The organism is Mesorhizobium sp. M2A.F.Ca.ET.043.05.1.1, from assembly GCF_003952445.1.
In the GTDB taxonomy this organism is placed as follows: domain Bacteria; phylum Pseudomonadota; class Alphaproteobacteria; order Rhizobiales; family Rhizobiaceae; genus Mesorhizobium.
In genome coordinates this window covers 5,058,367-5,075,852 of sequence record NZ_CP034446.1, presented here as the reverse complement: position 1 = coordinate 5,075,852, position 17,486 = coordinate 5,058,367, and the positions used below count along the sequence as shown (strand labels likewise).

Genomic DNA, 17,486 nt, shown 5'->3' with positions numbered 1-17,486 from the left:
TTTGGGAAGGATCATGATCAAATTGCGGGTTGGCATTTGGCTCCTCCCGTCTAAACTCACGAGCCTCGCGACGGGGAGGCGACGCGACCGTTTCAGGAGGAGAAACCTATGTTCGATTTCAGGACGAAATATGTTGCCGCCGGCGCTTTGGCGCTGTCGCTCGGTCTCGGCATCGTGTCGGCCGGGGCGCAGGAGTTCATCAATGTGCTCACCGGCGGCACGTCGGGCGTCTATTATCCGCTCGGCGTCGCGCTGTCCGAAATCTACGGCAAGGGCATTGATGGTTCGCGCACGCAGGTTCAGGCGACCAAGGCTTCGGTCGAGAACCTCAATCTCCTGCAACAGGGCAAGGGCGAGATCGCCTTTGCGCTCGGCGATTCGGTCAAGATGGCCGCCGAGGGCAACACCGAGGCCGGCTTCCCGGGCAAGCTCGACAAATTGCGCGGCATTGCCGCGATCTATCCCAACTACATCCAGATCGTCGCCAGCCAGGACTCAGGCATCAAGACGCTCGCCGACCTCAAGGGCAAGAGCCTGTCGGTGGGCGCGCCCGCCTCCGGCACCGAGCTCAACGCGCGCGCCATCTTCGCCGCCGCCGGTCTCAAATACGAGGATCTCGGACGCGTCGAATACCTGCCCTTCGCCGAGTCCGTCGAGCTGATCAAGAACCGCCAGCTCGACGCCACCTTGCAGTCGGCAGGCCTCGGCGTTGCCTCCATCCGCGATCTCGCAACTTCCGTGCCGATCAACGTCGTCGCCGTGCCGGCCGAGGACGTTGCCAAGATCGGGGCGCCCTATCTTTCCGTGGTCATCCCGAAAGGCACCTATGAAGGCCAGGCGGAAGACGTCCCGACCGCCGCGGTCGGCAACTTCCTGATCACCCGCGCCGACGTCTCCGACGAAACCGCCTATCAGATGACCAAGCTTTTGTTCGAGCATCTCGACCAGCTCACCGCCGCTCATGCCGCAGCCAAGGCGATCGATCCGGCCAAGGCGCTGGACGGCATGCCGGTGGCGTTGCATCCCGGCGCTGAGCGCTACTACAAGGAAAAGGGCCTGCTGAAATAGGCCCTCACCATCGAGGAAGGCTATCGCATAGCGCAGCGCCAGCCCCCTCATCCGGCCGCTTTGCGGACACCTTCTCCCCGCGGGGAGAAGAGGTTGGCAGCGACGCCGACAATCTCCTCTCCCCCTCGGGGAGAGGTCAGCCGAGCGAAGCGGGGGCTGGGTGAGGGGGAAGTACGATACGCGGTTTCCCTCCCCTCAACGGAGAACGGTATTGCCCGCCAGGAACCCCCCAATGACCGAGACCCCGACCGTTCTTTCCCCGGCCGCCGAAGAACAGGTCGAAGGGCTGCCGGCGGGCTTCGGCGACGGCCTCGCCGGCAAGGCTGCTTTCCTCATCGCGGTCGCCTTCTCCGTCTTCCAGATCTACATCGCCGCTTACGGCAGCCTGCCCAGCCAGGTGGTGCGGGCCATGCATGTCGGCTTCCTGCTGCTGCTCGGTTTCGCCCTGATCGCCAATTTGCGTGCCACCGGCCTGGCGGCGAAGGCCGCGTTCTGGACGCTCGGCGTGCTGGGCTTCGCCACGGGCCTCTACAACTGGGTCTTCTACGCCGACCTCATCCGCCGCTCCGGCTTCCTCACCACGCCGGACCTCATCGTCGGCACGCTGCTGGTGGCGCTGGTCTTCGAGGCCGCTAGACGGCTGATGGGCCTGCCGCTGGCGGTCATCGCCTTCATCTTTCTCGCCTACTGCTTCGTCGGCAATCATCTGCCGCCGCCCTTCATCCATCGCGGCTATGATTTCGCGCAGCTGGTCGACACCTTCGCCTTCGGCACCGAGGGCATTTACGGCACGCCGGTCTATGTGTCGGCCGCCTATATCTTCATCTTCGTCGTCTTTGCCGCCTTCCTCGAGCGGGCCGGCATGATCGCGCTGTTCAACGATTTCGCGCTCGGCCTCGTCGGCTCATGGCGCGGCGGCCCGGCGCAGGTCTGCGTGCTCTCCTCCGCGCTGATGGGCACCATCTCCGGTTCGGGCGTCGCCAATGTAGTCGCCAGCGGCCAGTTCACCATTCCGCTGATGAAGCGCTTCGGCTTCCGCTCGGCCTTTGCCGGTGCGGTCGAGGCGACCTCCTCGATGGGAGGCCAGATCATGCCGCCGGTCATGGGGGCCGTCGCCTTCATCATGGCCGAGACGCTGAACATCCCTTATGCAGAGGTCGTCAAGGCGGCGATCATCCCGGCGCTGCTCTATTTCGGCGCCTGTTTCTGGCAGGTGCATCTGGAGGCCGGCAAGGCCGGGCTGCATGGAATGGCCAAGGCCGAGTTGCCCAATCCCTGGGAGGCGGTGCGAAAGCACTGGCCGCTCGTGCTGCCGCTCGCCGTGCTGGTCTACCTGCTCTTTGCCGGCTACACGCCGATCTTCGCCGGCACGATGGGCCTGGCGCTGACCATCGTGCTCATCCTCGGCACACCGCTGGCGGCGTTGATCGGACCGCTCGCCTTCCGCGTCGTCTTCTGGCTGGCCCTCGGGCTTGCCGCCGCGTCCTTCATGCGTTTCGGCGTCAATGTGCTCAGCCTCGTCATCGCAGCGCTCGTCATTGCCTGCCTCCCCTTCAAGGGTGGGCGCGAGACGCTGCGCATCTGCGTCGACTCGCTTGCCGAAGGGGCCAAGAACGCGCTGCCCGTCGGTATCGCCTGCGCCATCGTCGGCATCGTCATCGGCACGCTGACGCTCACCGGCATCGCCTCCACCTTCATCGGCTGGATCATCTCCATCGGCGAGAACAATCTGTTCCTGTCGCTGGTGTTGACCATGCTCACCTGCCTGGTGCTCGGCATGGGCATTCCGACGATCCCCAACTACATCATCACCTCCTCCCTTGCCGGTCCGGCGCTGCTGTCGCTCGGCGTGCCGCTGGTGGTCAGCCACATGTTCGTCTTCTATTTCGGCATCATGGCGGACCTGACGCCGCCGGTGGCGCTCGCCGCCTTCGCCGCCGCGCCGATGGCCAAGGAAAGCGGGTTGAAGATCGGCATCCAGGCGACAAAGCTCGCCATTGCCGGCTTCGTCGTGCCGTTCATGGCCGTCTACACGCCGGCCCTCATGCTGCAGGACGCCGGCCCGATCGCGGCCTCGTTCGGCTATCCCGTCGAGGTCGCTTACATCGTCGCCAAGGCCTGTATGGGCATTGTGCTGTGGGGCGCCGCTGCCGTCGGCTTCCTCGCCCGGCGCATGGCCTTGTGGGAGCGTCTCGTCGCTTTCGCAGCCGGCCTGCTCCTGGTGGTCGCGCTGCCGCTCACCGATGAGACCGGCTGGGCGCTCGCCCTGGCGTGGATCGGCTGGCATTGCTGGCGCGCGCGCCGGCTGTCCATGGCCGGCGCCGCATGAGCCTGTGCATCCTCACCGCCGGCAAGACGGTGACGCTCGCCGCCGCCGCCTTCACCCTGTCCTGGACGCATTCGGTGGAACGCACGCGCTGGCGGGAGGATTGGAAAGTGTCGCCCACCGGGCTGCACGTCGTCGAGGCGCGGGTCAAAGGCTCCGGCGCCGGCATGGAGCCGCCCGAGGGCTCGGTGCTGCGGGAAGGCTGGTGGGTCTACCAGCCACGGATCGGGCTCCAGCCGCGTCTGGTGCTCGCGGCGTCCGGCGCCACCGGGGAAGGCTGGACGCTGTGCACGGTCATGGGTTGCCGGGAGCTGGGCGGGACGGCCGGCGAACCCATCGTGCTCGAACCATGCGCCGGCTCGAGCCAGCCGCGATAGCGCACGATCAGCCCAGCCACCCGCGATCTTAAAGGATGTCTGCCGAAAGTGGGAACCGGTTTCGGGATAAAGACACGCGTAAAATCAAAAACCTAAAGCGCATGGAGCGAATCTGAAAGATCGCGACGCGCTTTAGCCGATCAGCCGCTCCCGCAACTCAGCCGAAGGAATCTCGCAACTGTCCTTGCGGCCGAACAGCGCGTAGCGGTTCCTGGCAACGCGGTCATAGAGCCAGTCGCGCAGCGGCCGCGGCAGGATGAGCAGCGCCTTCGCGGCGCGCCAAGGCCAGCCGAGCGCGGCCATGACCGCGACGAAACTGTCGAGCTTGGTGAAGGGGGCGCCGTCGATGATGGCGAGGTTGCTGTCGTAGTCGTCGGTCGGCAGGCCGTGCCGGCGAAACAGCGCCTCGCCGAGCGGCGACTGCGCCGTGGCGAAGCGGAAGCGTTTTTCCCGGTCGAGCTTGAGGATAAGCTGGACAAAGCCCGAGCAGAACACGCAGACGCCGTCGAAGACGATCAGCGGATAGCGTGTGTCATAGGCCTGGCTAGGAGAGGCGGGACTGTTCGGTTCGGGCAGGTCGGTCATGGAGGCCCCGGCTGCTTGTGTCCCAGGAAAAGTGTGAGCGGTTTTCCGTCCGGAATTGCGTCAAACTAAAGCATGTCTCCCGAAAGTGGGAACCGGTTTCGGGATAAAGACATGCGTAAATCAAGAAGCTAAAGCGCGGAGCGAATCTGAAAGATCGCGATGCGCTTTAGGGGAGACACCAAGCCAGCCGGCGGCGGCGTCAAAGTCGCGGCGTTGTCGCACGCCAGTTGGCGGCGAGCACAAGGCGCTCGACGCGATAGGTGGTGGCGCGCTGGTCGGCGGCCGGCCGGCAGATGCGGCTGTGGTGGGCGCGTTCGCGGGTCATGATCAGTTCGCGCTGACGCCCAGCGAGTTGCCGCGACGTGCGCAGGCCGGCCCCGGGCCGCGCATGTAATAGCGCTCCGGCCGATAGGTCGGCGCGACGAATTCGCGGATGGCGGCGGCGTAGCCTGCAATGTGGTTCCAGAAGTTCATTTTTACTGTCCCTGTCCCGCTTTCGGATGTCCCGTCCGAATTGTTCGAGAGCATAGCGTCGAGGCGTGAATAGTCGGTGAACGTGATGTTAATTTCTGGTCCGAAACTCGTTGCATCGTGGCCGGATTGCGGCTGATTCGCGGTGTTTCGGTGCCTTTCGTCGCCTTTCCGCGTCGTGTGACTTTTGCATCACATATGTTTCGTTCCGATGTCGCTTGGCCGCGCTTCCGTTTCACCTTCGTCCGACGGCAGGAAATTTCCTTTCTCGCGGCCAGGCGGACAGGAACCTGTCACGGAAGCCGACGTTGACCCGCAAGGCCGGGGCGAACCTGGCCGCGTTGACGGCTGTCCCGCCGCGCAACTTCCCACAATCCGAAACATGGAAAGGCAACCGCCATGGGCTTCTTTTCGAAGGATATCAAGACACTGGACGATCTCTTCATCCACACGCTGCGCGACATCTATTATGCCGAGAAGCAGATCGAGAAATCGCTGCCGAAGATGATCGACAAGGCGACCGATCCGCAGTTGAAGGCCGGCTTCGAGAAGCACCTCACGCAGACCAAGGGTCACATCGAGCGGGTCGAGCAGGTGTTCGAGCTGCATGGCGTCAAGGCCAAGACCGTCAACTGCCCGGCCATCGACGGCATCCTCGCTGAGGCCGACGAGGTGAGCGGCGATGTCGACGACAAGGAAGTCCTCGATGCGGCGCTGATCGCCTCCGCGCAGGCCGTCGAGCACTATGAGATAACGCGCTACGGCACGCTGATCGCCTGGGCCAAGCAGCTCGGCCGCAGCGATTGCGCCAATGTTCTGGCCAAGAACCTCAAGGAAGAAGAGGCGACCGACCGCAAGCTCACCGAGATCGCCGAAAGCAAGATCAACCTGCAGGCGGCCGAATAGCCTGACGATTAGGCCGGCGCATGGCGTCGGCCTTCCCGTCCCCGGGAACCGAAGCGGCGTTCCGGCCGTTTCGGTTTGTCCGATGTTGCCCCGATGTTGCAAGGAGTGTTCGTCATGGCGCCGCGCCCCGCCTGGAGCGGTTATCTCAAGCTTTCACTGGTCACCTGCGCCATCGAACTGAGCAACGTCGTCACCCACGCCGAAAAGGTGTCCTTCCACATCCTCAACCGAAAGACCGGCAACAGGGTCCGGCGCGTCTATGTCGACCAGAAAAGCGGCAAGCCGCTGGAAGAGGATGAGGAGGTCAGGGGTTTCGAGGTTGGTAAGGACGAATTCATCCGCATCGAGGACGAAGATATCGAGGCGGTCCAGATCGAATCCTCGCACACGCTCGATCTCGACGGTTTCGTCGACAAGGCTTCGATCGACCAAGTCTATCTCGACACGCCCTATTATGTCTCGCCCGCCGACAAGGTCTCTCAGGAGGCCTTCGCCGTCATTCGCGATGCGTTGGCCGAGAAGAAAATGGCCGGCCTCGCCCGCATCGTGCTCTACCAGCGCGAGCGCCCGGCGATGATCGAGCCGTTCGGCAAAGGCATGCTGCTGACGACGCTGCGCTACGGCGACACGGTGCGCGAAGCATCCCAGATCTTCGCCGACATCCAGTCCGCGAAGCTGGACGGCGAGATGGTCGGGCTGGCCGAGACTATCATCGACAAGAAGAAGGCGAAGTTCGATCCTGCAAAGTTCAGGGATCGCTATGAGGAATCGCTGCTCGAGCTGGTTCGCTCCAGGAAGGCCGGGAGAAAGGCGCCGAAGGCCAAGGCATCGCCGAAACCGTCCAATGTCGTTAACCTGTTCGACGCGCTGAAGAAGAGCCTCAACGCCGACGACGGCAAAACCGGCAAGGCATCGTCCAAAGCGCCGGCCAAACGAGCGAAGGCCAAGGCCGCGCCGAAGCGCAAGTCCGCATAGGAGCCCGCAATGGCGAGCCTCGAACAATATCAAGCCAAGCGCGATTTCAAGAAGACCGCCGAGCCGGCCGGCAAGGTGAAGCGCGGCAAGCAGGGCGGCGGCATCTTCGTCGTCCAGAAGCATGCCGCCACGCGGCTTCATTACGATTTCCGTCTGGAGCATGACGGCGTGCTGTGGAGCTGGGCGGTGACGCGCGGCCCGAGCCTCGACCCGCATGAGAAGCGGCTTGCCGTGCATGTCGAGGATCACCCGATCGACTACGCCTCCTTCGAAGGCACCATTCCGAAAGGCCAGTATGGCGGCGGCTCGGTCCTGGTCTGGGACGAAGGCAGATGGGTGCCCGATGGCGATCCCGCCCAGGGCATGAAGAAGGGCCATATCGACTTCGAGCTCGAGGGCCACAAGCTCAACGGCCGCTGGCATCTGGTCAGGCTGAGGCCCCGCCCCGGCGAGAAGCGCGACAACTGGCTGCTGATCAAATCCGACGATGCCGCCGCCCGTCCCGGCGAGGATATCCTCGAAGAAGAACCGAAATCGGTGAAATCGGGCCTGACCATCGAGGAGGTCGGCGAAGGCAAGGCGGCCAAGGGGCAGACGCCGAAGGTCTGGCAGTCCAACAGGCCCGCCAAAGCCAAGGCCGGCCGGGCTGGGCGGCTCGAATTCATCGAGCCGCAACTGGCGACGCTGGAGAAGGAAGCACCCACCGGCGACGACTGGCTGCACGAGGTGAAATTCGACGGCTATCGCATGCAGGCGCAGATCGAAGGCAGCGAGGTCAGGCTCCTTACCCGCGCCGGCCTCGACTGGACCGGCAAATTCGAGGGGCCGCTCACCGCCGCGCTGGCCAAATTGAAATGCCGGGACGCCGTCATCGACGGCGAGGTCGTGGTGCTGGCCGACAGCGGCGTGTCGTCCTTCCCGCTGCTGCAGGCGGACCTGTCGGCCCGCCGCGCCGACCGCTTCATCTATTATGTCTTCGACCTGATGCGGCTCGACGGCGAGGATCTGCGCCGCGAGCCGCTGGTCGAACGCAAGCAGGCGCTGGCCGAATTGGTCGGCGAGCAGCCCGAAAATTCGGCGCTGCGCTTCAGCGACCATTTCCACGAGCCCGGCAAGGTCATGCTGCAGCATGTCTGCCGCATGGGTCTGGAAGGCGTGGTGTCGAAGCGCGCCGACGCGCCCTATCGCAGCGGGCGGGGGCTCACCTGGATCAAGTCGAAATGCACGCTCCGGCAGGAATTCGTCATCGGCGGCTATCTGCCTTCGGACAAGACCGGGCGAGGCGTGCGCTCGCTTCTCGTCGGCTATTACGAGGGCGGCAAGCTGCACTATGCCGGCCGTGTCGGCACCGGCTTTTCCGGCAAGGTGATGGCGGATTTGCAGAAGAAGCTCGATCGCCTCGAGGCGAAGACATCGCCCTTCTCGGCGGCCGTGCCGAAGGGCAAGGGACTCACCTTCGTCAAGCCCGAGCTTGTCGGCGAGGTGGAGTTCCGCAGCTGGACATCCGACCGTATAATCCGCCACGCCTCGTTCCAGGGGCTGCGCGAGGACAAGCCGGCGGAGGAAGTCGTGCAGGAAAAGCCGAAAAAGGCCGAGAGCCAGGCAAAGACGGGCGCAAAACCCGCCAAGACCTCGGCCGGAACGGCGAAGACATCGATAAAGCTCTCGCATCCCGACAAGCTGCTGTGGCCCGACGAGAAGGTTTCGAAACAGGACCTGCTCGAACACTACGCGCTGGTCTGGCCGCGCATGGAGCAATTCGTCGTCAACCGGCCGCTGAGCCTGGTGCGCGCGCCCGACGGCATCCACGGCCAGCGCTTCTTCCAGAAACACGCCTCGCCTGGCATGAGCGACAAGATCGCCCGCATGAAAGATCCGACGGATGGCGAGGAGATCCTCTACATCAAGGATTTCGACGGGCTGGCGGCGCTGGTCCAGTACGGCGTGGTCGAGGTCCACATCTGGGGCTCGACGATCGATGCGCTGGAAAAGCCGGACCAGATCATCTTCGACCTCGATCCGGACGAAGGCGTCGATGTCTCCAAAGTGCGCGAGGCGGCGCTCGACATCCGCAAGCAACTCGACGAATTGTCGCTGCCGAACCTGGTCAAGACCTCCGGCGGCAAGGGCTATCATGTGCTGGTGCCGCTGAAGCCCTCGGCGGAGTGGGACGAGGTCAAGGATTTCGCGCACGACTTCGCCCGTGCGCTGGAGCAGGCGGCGCCCGACCGCTACACCGCGACGCTGTCGAAGAAGGCGCGTACCGGAAAGATCTTCGTCGACTACCTGCGCAACGGCCGCGGGTCGACCACCGTCGCGCCCTATTCCTCGCGCGCCAAGAAGGGCGCGACGATATCGATGCCGGTGACCTGGCCGGAGATCGAGAAGGGCCTTGCGCCGAATGCCTTCCCGCTTGGCGACGAGACGACGCTGGCGCAGCTGAAGAAGGCCGACCCGTGGAAGGACTTCTTCAAGCTGGGGAAGGCGTTGAAGCGGAGCTAGCTGGCGCAACAAGCGTCGCGATCCTTCGCGCCCCCCTGTCCTGCCGGACATCTCCCCCACAAGGGGGGAGATTGGCGGTCTCGACGCCTCGCTTGTCCTGCAATGTTGAAGGTTGGCGAAAGCCGGCGTGACATCGATCTCCCCCCTTGAGGGGGAGATGCCCGGTAGGGCAGAGAGGGGGGCCTCGCGCCGGCATTGCGAGGCTGTCGTTAGTGCGCGCGCCCTACGCCAGAAACACCCTCTTAAACTCTTGCCTTCCCCTCGGCGAAAACACCACGGCGCGGCTGTCCTTCTCGCGGCAGGCCCATTTCTCGGCGATGATCTTGTCGAGGATGGCGGCGCCGAGCGTGCCGGCGAGATGCGAGCGCCGGACGCTCCAGTCGAGGCAGGCGCGGCACACCGGCCGCCGCGCCTTGGCCTGGATCTCGATGCCGAGCGCTGAAAAATGCGAGGCGCCGGCTGACGAGAGCCGGATCTCATTGTCCTCGCGCAGCAGAAGCTTCCGGTCGAAGAGCCGGTCGAGCATCATCACCGCCTGCTCGCCGGCGAGATGGTCGTAGCAGACCCGCGCCACGCGCATGGCCGCGTCGCGCGGACCGGGCCGCACCCGCTTCGGGCCGACCGCCTCGGCGACGCCGATGATCGCCTCGATCATGCCCGCCACCTGCGCGCTGGCCAGCCCGTAATAGCGGTGCCGGCCCTGGCTGGCCAAGGTCAGCAGCCCGCCCTCCATCAGCTTCGACAGATGCGAGGAAGCGGTGGGCAGCGACACGCCGGCTTCCAGCGCCAGTTCCGACGCCGTCAGGGCCGTGCCGCCCATCAGCGCATTCAGCATGTTGGCGCGGGCCGGGTCGCCGACCAGGCTGGCGATGCGGGCGATGTCTGGTCCTTCACGCATGGTTCGATCCTCATCGAAGCATTCCCGTCAGGGAAGCATTATTCTGGGGCCATCTCAAGCAACCCGGGCAAACACTCCTGACAGGACAATGCCTAGCACAGGGGCGTCAGCGATGTTTCGATCACCGTCGAAGCGTCGATGTGCGCAAGCCAACCGACGAGGAGACCCGACATGACCATCACCTGCTTCATCCGCTACGAGATCGACCCGTTCGGCAAGGCGGCCTTCGAGCAATATGCGCGCGCCTGGGGCCAGGCCATTCCGCGCTGCGGCGCCGACCTCATCGGCTACTACGCGCCGCATGAAGGCTCGGCCACCACGGCTTACGCCGCCTATAACATCGAGAGCCTCGCCGCCTATGAAGCCTATCGCGCCCGGCTTGCCGCCGACCCCACGGGCAAGGCAAATTACGAGTTCGCCAGGCGCGAGAAATTCATCTTGAAGGAAGATCGCGTCTTCCTGAAGCTGGTGTCGGGGCCGCACGGTCCAAGGCAGCTCTTTCGCACCGACGTGACGGTCAGGGAAGGAATAGAGCCATGATCGCTGTCATCTTCGAGGTCGAGCCGGCCGAAGGAAAGCGCGATGCCTATCTCGGCATCGCCGCCGATCTCAGGCCATTGCTCGAAAGCATCGACGGCTTCATCTCGGTCGAGCGCTTCCAGAGCCTGACCGATCCGAAGCGGGTGCTGTCGCTGTCCTTCTGGCGCGACGAGGAAGCGGTGAAAGCCTGGCGCAACACCGAGGAGCACCGCCAGGCGCAGCAGGCCGGCCGCGGCGGCATCTTTGCCGGCTACCGTCTGCGCATCGCCCATGTCGTGCGCGATTACGGGCTGACGGAAAGGGCTGAAGCGCCGCAAGATAGCAGGGTGGTGAACGGATGAGCTTTCTTCCGCGATCGAAGGAGAAGCGGCCTGCAATCACAAACCGGTGAAGCCTGTAACGAAGCGATCCGCCCCGGCGAAATGGGAGCATGACCCGCTACGGAGATTGCTTTCCATGACCGGATTGAAGACAGGCCTGCTCGCCGGCGCGATGCTCGCGGCCATGATCGGCGCGGCGGCCGCCCAGCCGCTTACCGTGGTCGAGCTGTTCACCAGCCAGGGCTGCTCGTCCTGCCCGCCGGCCAATGCCAACCTGATCAAGGTCAAGGACCAGCCGGGCGTGCTGGCGCTGTCGTTCAACGTCACCTATTGGGACTATCTCGGCTGGAGGGACACGTTCGGCCGCAAGGAATTCACCGATCGCCAGGTGACCTACGAGCCGCCGCTCGGCCGCGACGGGCCGTTCACGCCGCAGGTGGTGGTGAATGGCAGCCATGACGCCGTGGGTGCTGCGCCCGGCGAGATCCAGGGCCTCATCGCCAACAGCGGCCACCCGCAGGGCCCCGAGCTTTCGCTTGGGCGGGGCAAGGTCAGCATCGGCGCCGGCAAGGCGCCGGGTGGCGGCGCCGACATCTGGCTGGTGCGTTACAACAAGGGCGTCGTCCAGGTGCCGGTGGCGCGCGGCGAGAACACCGGCCGCACGCTGCCGCACGCCAATGTCGTGCATGCGCTGACAAGGCTCGGCAGCTGGAACGGTGAAGCGACAACGCTGCCGCTGCCGGCGGCCAGCGGCGGCTTGAGCACCGCCGTGCTGGTGCAGGCGCCGCGCGGCGGGCCGATCCTGGCCGCCGCCGCCAACTGATCTTTCATTCCCTTTCGCGCGGGGCCGCATGGGCGGCAACGCTTCACCAAGGCCCGCATCTGCGCGCGCCAAAACCAAGGAGACTACCTCATGACCAAGTTCCTCACGCTGCCGGCTCTGGCCTTCGCGCTCTCCGCTTCGGTCTTCGTGGCCGGCGCCCGCGCCGACGACACGACCAATGCGATGAAGCCCGCCGATGCGATGGCGACGGATGCGATGAAGCCGGCGACGGACGCGATGAAGCCGGCCGACGCCATGAAGCCCGCCGATGCGATGGCGACGGATGCGATGAAGCCGGCCACGGATGCGATGAAGCCTGCGACAGATGCCATGAAGCCGGCGGACGCGATGAAGCCTGCAACCGACGCCATGAAGCCGGCGGATAGCACTGCTCAGTGAGGCTGAGCTCGCGAGGCAGCCGGCTTCGCAGCCAATCGCGAATGTCAGCGCTGGCCCCCGCTCCGTCTCGGCGCTGCGCGCCGATCCACCTCTCCCCCGCTTTGCGGGGGCGAGGAAACGCTAACCGCGAAGGGCGAGCAACGCCAATGAGCCACGGAGGGGCCTTCGCAAGCCTGGGTTCCTCGCCCCCGCCAAAGGTGGGGGAGAGGTGGCTCGGCGAAGCCGAGACGGAGAGGGGGAGCGCCGTCGGCGGTTGCACACCGCCGCACGGCAAAGTGAGAACCTCTCGACGGCTTCCTTCGTATATAGTGGACCAACAACAAGGAGACCCAACATGACTGGCATTGAAAAGAAAGCCGCGCGGCGGCCATTCCTTGCCAAGGGCGCGCTGGCGGCGCTGGTGCTCAGCGCGGCCGCGGCCGTCTTCTGGCAGAGCCCGGCCCGCTCGGCCGAGGACGCGGTGGTGATCCCGCCGCCGGCAATGGACGAGAAGACGGCGAGCGGCACCGAGAAAGCGATCTTCGCCGGCGGCTGCTTCTGGGGCGTGCAGGGCGTCTTCCAGCACGTCAAGGGCGTCAGCAAGGCGGTATCCGGCTATACAGGCGGCAGCGCCGAAAACGCCGTCTATGAGGTCGTCGGCACCGGCCGCACGGGCCACGCCGAATCCGTCGAGATCACCTACGACCCGTCGAAGGTCACCTACGGCCAGCTGCTGCAGGTCTATTTCTCGGTCGCGCACAACCCGACGCAGCTCAACTACCAGGGGCCGGATTCCGGCACGCAGTACCGCTCGACGATCTTCGCCGAGAATGCCGAGCAGAAGAAGGTCGCCGAGAGCTACATCGCCCAGCTCGACAAGGCCAAGGTCTTCCCCAAGCCGATCGTCACCACGCTGGAAACCGGCAAGACCTTCTACCCGGCCGAGGATTACCATCAGGACTTCCTGACGCTGAACCCGACCTATCCCTATATCGTCTACAACGACCTGCCCAAGGTCGAGAATCTGAAGGCGCTGTTCCCGCAGCTCTACAGCGAGAAACCGGTGCTCGTGCTGGCCTCCAGCAAGAGCTGAGAGAGGCCCACTCGTCATCCACGGGCGGAGCAAGGAGCGAAGCGACGCGCGCAGACCCGAGGATCCATGCCGTGACTTCGACGCGCCGCAACGGTGCAGAATTCTGCGCCGTTTGCATCCTTCGGCCAAGGTAACGGCATGGATTCCAGGGTCTCCGCGACGCCGCTTCGCGGCTGCTCCGCCCTGGAATGACGACGTTGGGGAGGCTTCGGCCAACCCCCGGCGTTTGCGCCGATTTCACGGACAGGAACGGTGAAACCTGCCCGCCGACAAACGGCGTCGCTCGCACTTCTCCAGGGGTGCTCCAGGCCCGTCTGCCGTTTGAACCCATGGTTCCCGAGATCATCCACCCTTTGCGTTTGCTGGCAAACAGAGCACAGTGTGAAGCAGTTCATAGAGTGATACTTGACGCTGCAAAACATTGACGTCGATGTTCTGCCGCCACATAATCATCGCCACCACCTTCTCGAAAGTTTTGTTTCAATTGATCCGGACCCCCTGCTTCCGGCGTGGATTTTGTTGGCTGCATTGACGGGCCGGAACAGCCGGCGCTGCATCGGGGAGGACCGAGAAATGGCCGTCGAGATAAAGGTTTCCGTCTACACCAATGGCGACGACGCCTTCGTCGCCTGGGCGCCGAGCGACTTCATCGCCGGATGCCGCGGCTTCCTGCTCGAGCGCGGCCGCAAGGCCGGCGCGACCGAGAAGATCGAGCCGGTGGAGAACCGCGTCGGCTTCACCAAGGACAAGCCGAAATCGGGCGACCACAGGTCCTCGGACGTCTGGCCGTTCCAGCGCTTCAACTGGACCGACCATGCCGCCGATGTCGGCAATGTCGTGCGCTACCGGGTCACCGCGATGATGAGCACGGGTCCCGGCAAGCCGCTGACCAAGGGCGTTTCCAGCGACTGGACGGAGTGGAAGACGCTTGCGACCGACGCCGGAGGCGGCTTTTCCTGCTACTTCAATCGCGGGCTGGTGCTGTCGCAATTCGTCGCCCGCTACATGGCCAAGAACAGGCTGACGCCCGCGGCTTTCAAGAAGAGCCTGCAGACCAATGGCGACGCAAAATTCCGCGCCTTCCTGGAAGGCGATCTCGGCCTGCGCATGGTCGGGCTGACGCAAGGCGCCGGCGACGAGCTGCATGCCGCGCTCTACGAGCTCGGCGACGCGACGCTGGAGACGGCGCTGATCGGGCTCGGCCCGCGGCTCCATCTCATCCTTGCCAACGGCTCCGACAGAAAAGGCGACGGCAACAAGGCGGCGCGCAAGAACCTCAACGACCACGGCATCGCGACCATCGACCGGATGCTGAAATCGAAAGGGCTGGGCCACAACAAGTTCGTCGTGGTGTCGCAGGACGGCGAGCCGAAGAAGGTGTGGACCGGCAGCACCAACTGGAGCACCACGGGCCTGTGCACGCAGGTCAACAACGGGCTGCTGATCGAGGACGTGGCTGTCGCCGCGCATTTCCGCAAGCATTGGGACCTGCTCAAGGATGCCTCGCCGCCGAAGACCGACCCGGCCAATTTCACGCCGGCGCTGATCGCCGACAACGACGCGCCGAAAACCTTCGCGGTCGGCAGCGCCAGGGCGACCGTGTGGTTCACCCGCACCTCGAACGGCGCCGACATGGATGCGCTGCGCGAGGTCATCACCTCGGCCAGGCAGGCGGTGCTGTTTTTGATGTTCACGCCGGGCAAGCAGGGGCTGCATACGCTTGCCGGAGAGCGGGCCAGGGAGAAAGGCATGTATGTGCGCGGCGTGGTCTCGACGCTGAGCGCCGACGAGGGCGGCACCGAGCAGAATTTCCTCGACATCGACCTGGTGAGCAGCGACCGCAAATTCACGCCCGACCGCTACGCGGTGGCGCAGCCGCAGGGCCTCGACGCGCCGCTCGGGCCGTGGATCGCCGAGGTCAACCGGCGGGAGTTTCTGTCGCAGATCGGCCACGCCATCGTGCACTCGAAGATCCTGGTCACCGACCCGCATTCGAAGGATTGCGTGGTGGTGACCGGCAGCCACAATTTCTCGGCGCCGGCGAGCCGGAAGAACGACGAGAACCTGGTGATCGTGCGCGGCCACAGCAAGCTTGCCGCCGCCTATGCCACCTACGCGATGTCGGTCTACAGCCACTACCGATACCGCTCCTACATCCGAGAGATGCGCGCGCAAGGCAAGACGCCGTGGAGCTATCTGGACGACGACGACCAGTGGCTGAAGACCGAGCTCCGCACCAAGGCGCAGGAGATCGCGTTCTGGACGGCGCGGAGTTAGAGTAAACGGCCCTCAAGGGGCGAGATCAGCAGCTTCGGCGCCCTACTCCTCCAGGTCGATCTCCTCGGTCTGGCCGCCGCTGCAGGTGTAGCAGCAATCCTCGCAAGACTCCTGGTTGTTGGGGCCGACGCCCCAATAGGTGCTTTCGTCGCCGTCCACCCAGGCGCCGTAGCAGATCTTCTCGCCCTCGTTGCAGGAGATCGGCAGTTGCTTGGTCTCGCCGTCGTCGAGATAGAAATCCTTGCCGTCGCCCGGCCAGACATAGTCGCGGTCCTGGCTGTAGAGCTCGACGCGCATGGCGTTGGGATGGTTGTTCCTGATCTGGAAGGTGACGTCGCCGGCATGGGCGGCGGACGCGATGAGGACGGCAAGCGAAAGCGCGACGGCAACGCGTCGCGCGAAAGAGATGGACATGAGAACCCCCGAAATAGAATCGGCCCCCACGGCCGATGCCGGATGATGGCACGAGGCGCGGCGATGCCAAGGGGTGGGGAGGAAAATAGCTGAGGGAATTTGGGGGATGGTTGGGAAATCGGCGATGCCGGCCAATTCCACCTCTGGGATATTCGGCAGGACAGAGGTCATGCGGAACGCGGCGCCGGCGAGTTCGCGTTTCCTCGCCCCACGAAAGTGGGGAGAGGTGGCTCGGCGAAGCCGAGACGGAGAGGGGAGCGCCCTACGAAGGCCCCCTCTCCGTCCGCTTCGCGGACACCTCTCCCCCGCTTTGCGGGGGCGAGGAACCCAAGCGTTGAGAAGTCGCAGCTCGAACGCCCCGCGCTACTCCGCCAAGTCCACCGTCTCGGTCGAATGCTCCACGCAGATGAAACAGCAGGTATCGCAGGGCTGGTCGTTGTCGGGGCCGACGCCGGCGCTGACGGAATCGTCGCCGTCCACCCAGGCGCCCCAGCAGATATGCTCGCCCGGCTCGCAGGAGATCGGCACGGACTTTCGCGCCTTCGGCCGGATGAGGAACACCTTGTCGCCGCCCGGCCAGACTTTCTGGCTGTCGCGGCTGAACAGCTCCAGCGCGACGCCGTCCGAACGCTGGTTGCGCACGAACACCGACATATCGGCGGCGAAGGCCGGCGTGGTGAGGAGGAGGAGAGCGAGCAAAGCGCGAATCATGGCGAGGTCCCCGGGGGGGAGTAGAGCACGGGAGCGGAAGCGGCGCGACCTCCCCTTCCCCCCTTGTGGGGGTTGAGGAGGGGTCCGCGTAGCGGACGGGAAGCCAATTGCTTGGCTTTCCGAGCGACGAAAGCCCGGCAGGCCAGAGGGGGCGCGAAGGAACGCGGTGCCGGCGAGTTCGCGTTTCCTCGCCCCACGAAAGTGGGGAGAGGTGGCTCGGCGAAGCCGAGACGGAGAGGGGAGCGCCCTACGAAGGCCCCCTCTCCGTCCGCTTCGCGGCCACCTCTCCCCCGCCTTTGGCGGGGGCGAGGAACCCAAGCGTTGAGAAGTCGGCAGCCTCGACGCCCTCCTACTCCGCCAGATCCACCGTCTCTGTCGAATGCTCCACGCAGATGAAGCAGCAGGTGTCGCAGGGCTGGTCGTTGTCGGGGCCGACGCCGGCGCTGACGGTATCGTCGCCGTCCACCCAGGCGCCCCAGCAGATATGCTCGCCGGGCTCGCAGGAGATCGGCACGGACTTTCGCGCCTTCGGCCGGATGAGGAACACCTTGTCGCCGCCCGGCCAGACCTTCTGGCTGTCGCGGCTGAACAGCTCCAGCGCCACGCCGTCCGAGCGCTGGTTGCGCACGAAGATAGACATGTCGGCGGCGAAAGCCGGCGTGGTGAGGAGAAGGAAGGCGAGCAAGGCGCGAATCATGGCGAGGTCCCCGGGGGAGTAGAGCACGGGTCGCGCGGGTAATCTCCCCCCTTGAGGGGAGATGGCCGCGGAGCGGCCAGAGGGGGTCCTTGCGCGTGGAGCGCCAACCTCATTCGGCACGTGAA

Annotated in this window: 19 protein-coding genes; 12 read left to right on the top strand and 7 right to left on the bottom strand. The window is 65.0% G+C overall.

The window, feature by feature from the left end; genetic code table 11:
- Positions 1–108 precede the first annotated feature (108 nt).
- The 3 genes from EJ069_RS24515 (at position 109) to EJ069_RS24505 (ending at position 3,771) form a co-directional block, all read left to right on the top strand.
- Complete coding sequence (locus tag EJ069_RS24515) at positions 109–1,068, top strand: TAXI family TRAP transporter solute-binding subunit (protein WP_126063504.1); 960 nt, start codon at positions 109–111, stop codon at positions 1,066–1,068.
- A 232-nt stretch (positions 1,069–1,300) separates the two neighbouring features.
- Positions 1,301–3,397 carry a TRAP transporter permease gene (locus tag EJ069_RS24510; protein WP_126063503.1) on the top strand — a complete coding sequence of 699 codons (2,097 nt, stop codon included), beginning with the start codon at positions 1,301–1,303 and terminating at the stop codon, positions 3,395–3,397.
- Positions 3,394–3,771 carry a DUF1850 domain-containing protein gene (locus EJ069_RS24505; protein WP_126063502.1) on the top strand — a complete coding sequence of 126 codons (378 nt, stop codon included), beginning with the start codon at positions 3,394–3,396 and terminating at the stop codon, positions 3,769–3,771. The genes EJ069_RS24510 and EJ069_RS24505 overlap by 4 nt, the downstream gene beginning before the upstream one ends.
- 132 nt (positions 3,772–3,903) lie before the next feature.
- On the opposite strand, the gene EJ069_RS24500 is transcribed toward EJ069_RS24505, so the two are convergent.
- The 3 genes from EJ069_RS24500 to EJ069_RS24495 form a co-directional block, all read right to left on the bottom strand.
- A complete protein-coding gene (locus tag EJ069_RS24500; RefSeq protein ID WP_126063501.1) occupies positions 3,904–4,356 on the bottom strand; it encodes a thiol-disulfide oxidoreductase DCC family protein in 453 nt (150 codons plus the stop codon).
- Positions 4,357–4,555: 199 nt separating this feature from the next.
- A complete protein-coding gene (locus EJ069_RS33805) occupies positions 4,556–4,681 on the bottom strand; it encodes a hypothetical protein (protein WP_281059991.1) in 126 nt (41 codons plus the stop codon).
- Positions 4,682–4,683: 2 nt separating this feature from the next.
- Positions 4,684–4,830 carry a hypothetical protein gene (locus tag EJ069_RS24495; protein ID WP_108702809.1) on the bottom strand — a complete coding sequence of 49 codons (147 nt, stop codon included), beginning with the start codon at positions 4,828–4,830 and terminating at the stop codon, positions 4,684–4,686.
- Positions 4,831–5,226: 396 nt separating this feature from the next.
- Between EJ069_RS24495 and EJ069_RS24490 the strand changes: the two genes are divergently transcribed.
- The 3 genes from EJ069_RS24490 (at position 5,227) to ligD (ending at position 9,210) form a co-directional block, all read left to right on the top strand.
- On the top strand, positions 5,227–5,733 hold the full coding sequence (locus EJ069_RS24490; protein ID WP_126063500.1) for a ferritin-like domain-containing protein: 507 nt from the start codon (positions 5,227–5,229) through the stop codon (positions 5,731–5,733).
- Between the two features lie 114 nt (positions 5,734–5,847).
- A complete protein-coding gene (locus tag EJ069_RS24485) occupies positions 5,848–6,708 on the top strand; it encodes a Ku protein (protein ID WP_126063499.1) in 861 nt (286 codons plus the stop codon).
- A 9-nt stretch (positions 6,709–6,717) separates the two neighbouring features.
- Positions 6,718–9,210: a DNA ligase D gene (ligD, locus tag EJ069_RS24480; protein ID WP_126063498.1), complete on the top strand. Its 2,493-nt coding sequence runs from the start codon at positions 6,718–6,720 to the stop codon at positions 9,208–9,210.
- A gap of 223 nt (positions 9,211–9,433) precedes the next feature.
- Here the strand turns inward: ligD and EJ069_RS24470 are convergent, their stop codons facing one another.
- Positions 9,434–10,108, bottom strand: coding sequence for a winged helix-turn-helix domain-containing protein (locus tag EJ069_RS24470; RefSeq protein ID WP_126063497.1), 675 nt, complete (start codon positions 10,106–10,108; stop codon positions 9,434–9,436).
- Positions 10,109–10,279: 171 nt separating this feature from the next.
- Here EJ069_RS24470 and EJ069_RS24465 point away from each other — a divergent pair, with 171 nt between their 5' ends.
- From EJ069_RS24465 to EJ069_RS24440, 6 genes are all read left to right on the top strand, one after another.
- Positions 10,280–10,648, top strand: coding sequence for an NIPSNAP family protein (locus EJ069_RS24465; RefSeq protein ID WP_126063496.1), 369 nt, complete (start codon positions 10,280–10,282; stop codon positions 10,646–10,648).
- The gene (locus tag EJ069_RS24460) at positions 10,645–10,989 is read left to right on the top strand and encodes an antibiotic biosynthesis monooxygenase (protein ID WP_126063495.1); all 345 of its coding nucleotides are present in this window, start codon (positions 10,645–10,647) and stop codon (positions 10,987–10,989) included. The genes EJ069_RS24465 and EJ069_RS24460 overlap by 4 nt, the downstream gene beginning before the upstream one ends.
- Positions 10,990–11,104: 115 nt before the next feature.
- Complete coding sequence (locus EJ069_RS24455) at positions 11,105–11,791, top strand: DUF1223 domain-containing protein (RefSeq protein ID WP_126063494.1); 687 nt, start codon at positions 11,105–11,107, stop codon at positions 11,789–11,791.
- A 90-nt stretch (positions 11,792–11,881) separates the two neighbouring features.
- Entirely contained in the window at positions 11,882–12,190 is a 309-nt protein-coding gene (locus EJ069_RS24450; protein WP_126063493.1) for a hypothetical protein, read from the top strand.
- Between the two features lie 334 nt (positions 12,191–12,524).
- A complete protein-coding gene (msrA, locus tag EJ069_RS24445) occupies positions 12,525–13,262 on the top strand; it encodes a peptide-methionine (S)-S-oxide reductase MsrA (RefSeq protein ID WP_126063492.1) in 738 nt (245 codons plus the stop codon).
- Positions 13,263–13,835: 573 nt separating this feature from the next.
- Positions 13,836–15,539 carry a phospholipase D-like domain-containing protein gene (locus EJ069_RS24440; RefSeq protein ID WP_126063491.1) on the top strand — a complete coding sequence of 568 codons (1,704 nt, stop codon included), beginning with the start codon at positions 13,836–13,838 and terminating at the stop codon, positions 15,537–15,539.
- 42 nt (positions 15,540–15,581) lie between these two features.
- Here EJ069_RS24440 and EJ069_RS24435 read toward each other — a convergent pair whose 3' ends face one another.
- The 3 genes from EJ069_RS24435 to EJ069_RS24425 all read right to left on the bottom strand — a co-directional run bounded on the left by EJ069_RS24435 (position 15,582) and on the right by EJ069_RS24425 (position 17,361).
- Entirely contained in the window at positions 15,582–15,953 is a 372-nt protein-coding gene (locus EJ069_RS24435; RefSeq protein ID WP_126063490.1) for a hypothetical protein, read from the bottom strand.
- 363 nt (positions 15,954–16,316) lie between these two features.
- Positions 16,317–16,664, bottom strand: a complete 348-nt coding sequence (locus EJ069_RS24430) for a hypothetical protein (RefSeq protein WP_126063489.1) — start codon at positions 16,662–16,664, stop codon at positions 16,317–16,319.
- A gap of 349 nt (positions 16,665–17,013) precedes the next feature.
- The gene (locus EJ069_RS24425) at positions 17,014–17,361 is read right to left on the bottom strand and encodes a hypothetical protein (protein WP_126063488.1); all 348 of its coding nucleotides are present in this window, start codon (positions 17,359–17,361) and stop codon (positions 17,014–17,016) included.
- Between the last annotated feature and the right edge of the window lie 125 nt (positions 17,362–17,486).